Source organism: Cellulomonas citrea (assembly GCF_009829685.1).
Lineage (GTDB): Bacteria > Actinomycetota > Actinomycetes > Actinomycetales > Cellulomonadaceae > Cellulomonas > Cellulomonas citrea.
The window spans coordinates 1-7,152 of sequence record NZ_VWSD01000150.1 but is presented as its reverse complement, the minus strand read 5'-3'; the positions used below and the strand labels follow the sequence as shown (position 1 = coordinate 7,152).

At 74.9% G+C, this 7,152-nt stretch carries 5 protein-coding genes, 1 pseudogene and 1 riboswitch; of the genes and pseudogenes, 3 read left to right on the top strand and 3 right to left on the bottom strand.

Going from position 1 to position 7,152, the window contains the following annotated elements; all coding sequences use genetic code 11:
- A partial coding sequence (locus F2B26_RS13460; protein WP_268891109.1) for a penicillin-binding transpeptidase domain-containing protein occupies nt 1-1,309 on the top strand: 1,309 nt, incomplete at its 5' end.
- 100 nt (nt 1,310-1,409) lie between these two features.
- A riboswitch (cyclic di-GMP riboswitch) is annotated at nt 1,410-1,484 on the top strand.
- Between the two features lie 155 nt (nt 1,485-1,639).
- On the opposite strand, the gene F2B26_RS13455 is transcribed toward F2B26_RS13460, so the two are convergent.
- Nucleotides 1,640-4,255 (bottom strand): lysylphosphatidylglycerol synthase transmembrane domain-containing protein, encoded by a 2,616-nt coding sequence (locus tag F2B26_RS13455; protein ID WP_159810211.1) that lies wholly within the window; start codon nt 4,253-4,255, stop codon nt 1,640-1,642.
- A 203-nt stretch (nt 4,256-4,458) separates the two neighbouring features.
- Between F2B26_RS13455 and F2B26_RS13450 the strand changes: the two genes are divergently transcribed.
- Entirely contained in the window at nt 4,459-4,875 is a 417-nt protein-coding gene (locus F2B26_RS13450; protein ID WP_159810209.1) for a hypothetical protein, read from the top strand.
- 27 nt (nt 4,876-4,902) lie between these two features.
- Here F2B26_RS13450 and F2B26_RS13445 read toward each other — a convergent pair whose 3' ends face one another.
- Nucleotides 4,903-5,709: a CPBP family intramembrane glutamic endopeptidase gene (locus tag F2B26_RS13445; RefSeq protein WP_235929672.1), complete on the bottom strand. Its 807-nt coding sequence runs from the start codon at nt 5,707-5,709 to the stop codon at nt 4,903-4,905.
- Between the two features lie 103 nt (nt 5,710-5,812).
- Here F2B26_RS13445 and F2B26_RS13440 point away from each other — a divergent pair, with 103 nt between their 5' ends.
- The gene (locus F2B26_RS13440; protein WP_159810205.1) at nt 5,813-6,358 is read left to right on the top strand and encodes a hypothetical protein; all 546 of its coding nucleotides are present in this window, start codon (nt 5,813-5,815) and stop codon (nt 6,356-6,358) included.
- A gap of 18 nt (nt 6,359-6,376) precedes the next feature.
- Here the strand turns inward: F2B26_RS13440 and F2B26_RS13435 are convergent.
- Nucleotides 6,377-7,152: pseudogene (locus F2B26_RS13435) on the bottom strand (HAD-IC family P-type ATPase); the annotation flags it as partial.

Here is a 7,152-nt window from a genome sequence, read left to right as displayed (position 1 = left end):
CGGTCCCAAGGCCTTCGTCGAGGCGATCGTGCTGCGGGCCCAGGACCCGGGGGTCGACCTGGGGAAGCTGCGCGAGATCGATGGCGTCCGCCTGGTCGACGGCGAGACCCCGCTGGCGCCGACCCGGACGTTCGCGCGCGCCGTGCTGGGCACCGTGGGCCCGGCGACGGCCGAGATCATCGACGCCTCGCACGGCGCCGTCGTCGCGGGCGACCTCGCGGGCCTGTCGGGTCTGCAGCGCCAGTACGACGAGCAGCTGCGCGGACGGCCCGGTGTGGAGGTGATCGCCACGTCGCCGGACAAGGTCACCCGGCGCCAGCTGCTGCGCACCGAACCCGTCGCCGGCGGTGACCTGCGGACCACGCTCGACCTCACCCTCGAGCAGACCGCCGAGGGGTTGCTCGCCGGGCAGGAGTCCGCCTCGGCGATCGTGGCGGTCCGGCCCTCCACCGGTGACGTGCTCGTGGTCGCGTCCGGGCCCGGCGGCGGCGGGACCTCGACCGCCACGCTCGGGCAGTACGCGCCGGGCTCGTCGTTCAAGGTGGTGAGCGCCCTCGCCCTGCTGCGCTCCGGGCTGGACCCGGCCGGGACCCTCAGCTGCCCGCCGTCGGTCACCGTGGACGGCAAGGTGTTCAGCAACGTGCCCGACTACCCCGCCGCCGAGCTCGGTGACATCCCGTTCGGCACGGCGTTCGCGCACTCGTGCAACACGGCCTTCGTGGGGGCGGCCGGCCGGGTCGACGATGCGGCCCTGGCCTCCGCCGCCGCCTCGCTCGGCCTGGCTCCCGGGGCCCCGGCCGGGTTCCCGGGCTACCTCGGGGAGGTGCCGGCCACGTCGTCGGCGACCTCGCACGCCGCGTCGATGATCGGTCAGGGCCAGGTGCTCGCCTCCCCGCTGGGCATGGCCGTGGTCGCGGCCAGTGTGTCTGCGGGGCACGCCGTGAGCCCCCGGCTGGTGCTCACGGCCACAGCACCGCAGACCGCGACGGCGGACCCGACGGCCACGGGCACCCCGGTCACCGGCCCCCCGCTCACCGGCCCCGAGGCGCAGGCGCTCTCGACGATGATGCGCGCGGCCGTCACCGACGGCACCGCCACGATCCTGGCGGACGTCCCCGGCGCCCCGGTGGGTGCGAAGACGGGGACGGCGCAGTACGCCGCGTCCGACGGGTCGACGGCCAACCACGCGTGGATGATCGCCACCCAGGGGGACCTGGCGGTCGCGGTGTTCGTGGAGACGGGCGACTTCGGGGCGACCACGGCCGGCCCGATCATGAACGCGTTCCTGAGGGCTGCCGCCGCGGGGTGACCGGGTCGGACCGGCCGGGTGAAATCCCTGGTGGTGGTCCGTTTTGCCCGATCCGCGCCCTTCCTGCACGCCCAGAAGGGTGAGTACGGTGAGCCCTCGTCAGCGACAACGGCAAACCCTCCGTGAGGGGGGGACGCAAAGCCACGGGACCCACGCGGTCAGCCGGGCTACCGAACGGACAGGACGTGCCTCATGGACCCGTGTGGTTCGACAGCCGACAGCCCCTCGATGCCTCGGGTGCAGTCCTGGGCCCGGATCGCCGCTCTGCTCGGCGCCGGTGACCAGGTGCCCACCCAGCGCAGCCCGCAGACCGTCTGAGCCGGTTCGCGCCTAGAGCTCGCCGCTGCGCTGCAGCACGCGCATCGACACCCAGCCCAGCGGGATGCGCAACCAGTACGTCGCGACCCGGAACAGCACCGCGACCGCGGCCGCGACACCGGGGTTGAGCCCGATCCCGGTGAGGCCCGCCGTGAGCGCGGCCTCGACCGTGCCCACCCCGCCCGGGGTCGGCACGAGGGCGCCCGCGGTGTTGCCCGCGAGGTAGACGACGGCGACCTGCACCAGGTCGACGTGCTGGCCGAAGGCGAGCAGTGCCGCGTCGAAGGCCAGCACGTAGCCCAGCGTCATCACGAGGTTCCCGGCCAGGCCGAGCGCGAGGCGCAGCGGCTGGCCCAGCACCTCGACCAGGCGGGGCCACGTCTGGCGCAGGGTCGGGCGCACCTTGGCCACCACCCAGGCGCGCACCTTGGGGACCAGCAGCGCGACGCCGACCAGCACGGCCACCGCCCCGAGCACGATGAGCATGGTCGGCGAGACCGTGAGCGACTCGCTGCTGCCCCCCGGCAGCACCGAGAGCGTGAGCAGCATGATGAGGGTCACCACCAGCTGGCTGACCTGGACCAGGGCGACCGTGGCCGCGGCGACCGTGGTCGAGGCGCCCCGCCGCGTCAGGGTGCGCAGGTTGAGCGCGGCCGGCCCGATGCCCGCCGGGGCGGCGAGCGCGACGAACGTCGCGGCGGTCTGCACCAGCGTGGCGCGCCACAGCGGGACCTTGACCGGGGAGAACGCGACGAGGGCCAGCGCACCGCCGACGAGCGTGACCAGCCCCAGCCCGAACGACACCAGCCCCCAGCGCCAGTCGCTCTCCGACAGCGCCTGGCCGATCTGCTGCACGTTGATGCTCGCCAGGATCACGACGACCGCCACCGCCGTGAGCAGCACCGTGATCACGGTCCGGGCGCCGAACCGCACGAGCTGCTGCGGCTCGACGTCGGCCTCGGGGATGCGGGCCACGAGCGCGGTGCGCAGCTCGGCGAGCACCGTGCGGTTGCGGCGCATCTCCTCCCGGGTGCGGCGGGGCAACGTGATGGTCTGCAGCAACGGGCCGAGCGCGGCGATCTCCTCGGCCGCGAGCACCCGGGACGCCGACTCGAGCGCCCGGTACGGCCCGACGCGCAGCGACAGCAGCGCGAGCAGCTGGGTGGCGTCGATCCGTCGGGCCAGCTCGGAGGAGGCGACGTCGCCGTTCTCCCAGCCGGTGAGCCACACCGCGGACGAACCGTCCTCGCCGGTGCCCACCAGGACGACGTCGCTGGTCAGCGCGCGGTGCGCGACACCGGCGGCGTGCGCGCGCCGCAGCTGGGCCCACACGTCGACGAGCAGCCGGTCGTCCACCTCGGCGTCGGCCAGCTCGGACAGCGGGACGGCACCGGCGGGGTGCTCGACCACGAGGAGCATCGAGTCGTCCACCTCGGCGACGGACAGCAGCCGCGGCATCCGCACCCGGGCGGAGGCGGCGGCGTACGCCAGCAGCGCGGCGCGCTCGGCGGCCTGGCGCAACGAGACCACCCGGCGCCCGTCGATGCCGCGCAGCCGGATCGACCGCCAGGTGCGCTGCAGCATGCCGACCACCTGACGGTCGCCGTCCATGACGAGCAGGTCCAGCCGCCGTCCGTCCGTGGTCTCCAGGGCGTACACCCGTGAACCGGTGGACCGGGCCAGGGCCAGGCTCGTCGGGTCGGCCGGCGGCAGCGCCTGGCCGGCCGAGGCGGTGGCGGCGTCCGGCACGCGCACCAGGCTGCTCGGGTCGAACCCGGCCCGCCGCACCCCGGCGACCAGCCGCTGGCCGTAGGCCTGCTCGGGCTCGACCCCGCCCAGGTAGCGCACATAGAGCCCGACGGCGCGGCCGAGCAGCAGCGCCACGCCCACCCCGGGCAGCGACACCTGGGCGGTGACCACCATGACGCCCAGCACGACCCACAGCAGGTTCCAGGTCCAGCCGACCGAGCGGCGCCTCCCGTGCGGCCCGGCGACCGTGAGCAGACCGGCGAGCATCGCGACGAAGGCCGGGATGGTCAGCTCCCAGCTCCCGGAGACCCAGACCGACAGCCCGCGCTCGAGCTCCTTGGCGCCGGTCGTGACGATCACCCAGGAGACGAGCACCGCGACGCCGGTGGCGCCGAACCCGGCGGCCAGGGCGAGCAGCAGCCGCCGGCCCTGGCGGCGGACGGCGAGCTCGGCGAGCACCGCGATCGGCCCCACCATGGTGACCACCGAGGCCAGCACGCTCACCGGCACGAAGAGGATCCGCTGCAGCAGCGTGGCGAAGCCCTGCACGTCCTCGGCCACACCGGAGGCCGTGTGCTGGGCGTAGATCGCCGCCAGCATGAGGACGCCCGTGCCGAGCAGGGAACCGATCGCCGAGAGCAGGTCGCCGGGGTGGTGCACCCGCACGGCCGGGATGTCGGTGACGTCCACCGGGGGTTCCTCCGGCGCGACGACAGGCGCCGCGGTGGCGGCGTCGGGCGCGGCGCTCCCGGTCGAGGCGGTGCTCCCGGCCGTCTCGGTGGTCGCGGGCGTCGCCGGTGCGGGCCCGTTCGACGTCGGACGGTCTGCGTCCACCGGTTCGGACCCGTCGACCGGACCGGTCGTACGGGTGGACGGCATGGGGGCGAGTCTAGGCAGCGCGGCGCGCCGTGGCCTGCGGCCGGGCGCGGGGTGTCCCGGGCCACCACCCTCCCGGGCCAGCGCACCCGGCCGCCGGGGTCGCGGTCGCGCCACGCAGGTGACCGGAAACCGGTGACGGCGGGCCGGACATGCGCCACGATCGGGGTGCGGTCCGGGGGCGGGCCGCCAGGCAGGGGGAGCCGATGAGCAGGTCAGCGGTGCTCGCAGTGGCGGCGGCCGTCGTGCTGCTCGGGACGGTGCAGGTGGCCACGGGGCCGGACCGGGTGCCCGACCCGCTGGCCCGCCCAGCTGGGTGGAGCGGTTGGCCGTCGATCCCGTCCTGGAGCACGATGCTGGAGGACGGCAGCCTCCGTCGGCCGCTGCCGCTGGCGTCGTCGGTCAACACCGTGGTCGACGACGACCCCGTCTGGTTGACGAGTGGTGACGGGTTCGGCTACCCCGGCGCGGGTACCGCGTTCGTGCCGGACCAGGTGGACATGACCTCGCCCTACACCCAGATCGTCATCTCGCCCACGGGCCAGGTGCTCGCCGTCTGCGAGCAGCGGGTGAGGACCTGGGTGCCGCCGTGCCTGCTCGACGCGGTGGCCCAGGCGCGGTGAGGCCCGTCGGTCGTCGTCGGGGCGTCGTCAGGTGAGGTGCAGCGCCACCAGCCACGCCGCGGGGACGAGCGAGTAGCCGACGAAGACGAACGCGTCCATGAGGGTGTGCGCCACGACGAGCGGGGCCACCCGGCGGGTGCGGCGGTAGTACTCGGCGAACACCAGGCCCATGACGACGTTGCCGATGAACGGCCCGATCCCCTGGTACAGGTGGTACGAGCCGCGCAGCAGGGCGCTCGCCAGCACGATCGCCGGGCCGCGCCAGCGGAGCTGACCCAGTCGCTCACTGAGGTAGGCGACCGCGACCACCTCTTCCAGCAACCCGTTCTGGGCCGCCGAGAGCAGCAGCACCGGGATGGTCCACCAGGCGCTGCCCAGCGCCTCGGGCTGCACCTGGACCGTGATCCCGAGCGCCCGTCCCAGCGCGTACAGCCCCAGCCCGGGGATGCCGATCGCGGCGGCGAGCAGCGCCCCGGTCCCCAGGTCGCGCCACGGCCGGGACCAGTCGAGGCCGATCCGCCGCGCCGCCGCCCGGAACGTCTCGGCGAGCAGGTAGAGCACGAGGGCGACCGGTACCAGCGGCACCAGGATCGAGTACAGCTGGTAGAGCAGGTCGAGCCACGGCCGGGACGACTGGCTCGGGTTGAGCGCGGTCGCCTGGTCACCCAGGCTCGTGGTCTGGGTGACCCGGTCGAGCAGCACGATGAGCGCGTAGAGCCCGCTCTTGGCCAAGGACAGCCCGAGCACGATCCAGATCTCGGCGGTGAGCCGGCGCCGGGTGCGGCGGTCGAGCCCGTCGTCGGGCAGCGTCGGGCTCGGTGGCAGCTGGCTCACGGCGTCAGCGTAGGGACCCGGTCTGGGCGAGACCTGGACGAATGCTGTGCGCCCCGGTCCGATCGGGGCGCCGCTAGAGTCCCGGCAGAGGAAGGGAGTCGCGGTGCCAGCGACGTACGGCCAGACCATCCCGCGGCTGAGCCCGCGGTCCGCCACTGTCGTCGAGGTCGGGTTCCTGGCCGTGGGCGTCGTGATCTTCGGGATCATCTGGGTCGCCGGGCCGTGGCTGTGGTGGCTGTCGCTGCCGATGATCGTGCTGCTCGGCTACCTCGGTGCGGTGCTGCTGCGCTCGGCCACCTGGGTGGACCCGGCCGCCGGCACCCTCACGCGCCGTCGCTGGAGCCTGCGCCCGGTCACCGTGCCGGTCGCCGACGTCACCGCGGTCGAGCTGTCGACGTCCGGCGGCGGCGGCGTCCGCCTGGTGCTGCGCGACACCCGGCGGCGCACCACGATCGACCTGGTCTCGGTCACCCTCTTCGCCAGCGTCGCCCAGCAGGGCCCGACGTTGCGCACGCTCGCCGACCTGCTGGACGCGCACGTCGCGGCGGCCGTGCGCGGTGACGTGGCCCGTCGGCTGCGCGCCCAGGCCGACCACGTCGAGCGCGGCGGCGGCGTCGAGACCTCGCCCCTGGTCGCCGGCGCCCGCTGACCGGCGGCCGGCTCAGACGAAGCGGCGCAGCCGCAGCGAGTTGGTGACCACGAGCACCGAGCTGAAGGCCATCGCGGCCCCCGCGATCATCGGGTTGAGCAGGCCGGACGCCGCCAGCGGGATCGCCGCGACGTTGTAGGCGAACGCCCAGAACAGGTTCTGCTTGATCACCCGCAACGTGGCGCGGGACAGCCGGATCGCCTGCGGGGCGCTCGCCAGGTCGCCGCGCACCAGCGTGAGGTCGGCGGCCTCGATCGCGACGTCGGTGCCGGTCCCCATCGCCAGACCGAGGTCGGCCTGGGCCAGGGCCGCCGCGTCGTTCACCCCGTCGCCGACCATCGCGACGACGGCGCCCGCCGCCTGCAGGGCCGCGACGTGCTCGACCTTGGCCGCGGGCAGCACCTGGGCGATGACGTCGTCGATGCCGACCTCGCGCGCGACCGCGGCCGCGGCGCCCGCGTTGTCCCCGGTGAGCAGCACGGTGCGCAGCCCGAGCGCCGTGAGCTGGGCGACGGCCGCCGCGGAGGTCGGCTTCACCGGGTCGCGCAGCACGAGGACCCCGCGCGCCCGCCCGTCCCAGGCGACGACCACCGCGGTCGCGCCGTCGGCCTCGGCCGCCGCGACGGCACCGGCCGTGGGGGCCGTGTCGACACCCTGCTCGGTGAGCCAGCCTGCTGTTCTGGACCAACGCGCTGTACAGCCGGGCCGTCCTGGCGGTGGCGTTCGGGCTGCTCGCCCTGGCGGTGGAGCGTGGGCTGCGCGACCGGCTGTCCTCGTGGCTCGCCCTCTCGGCT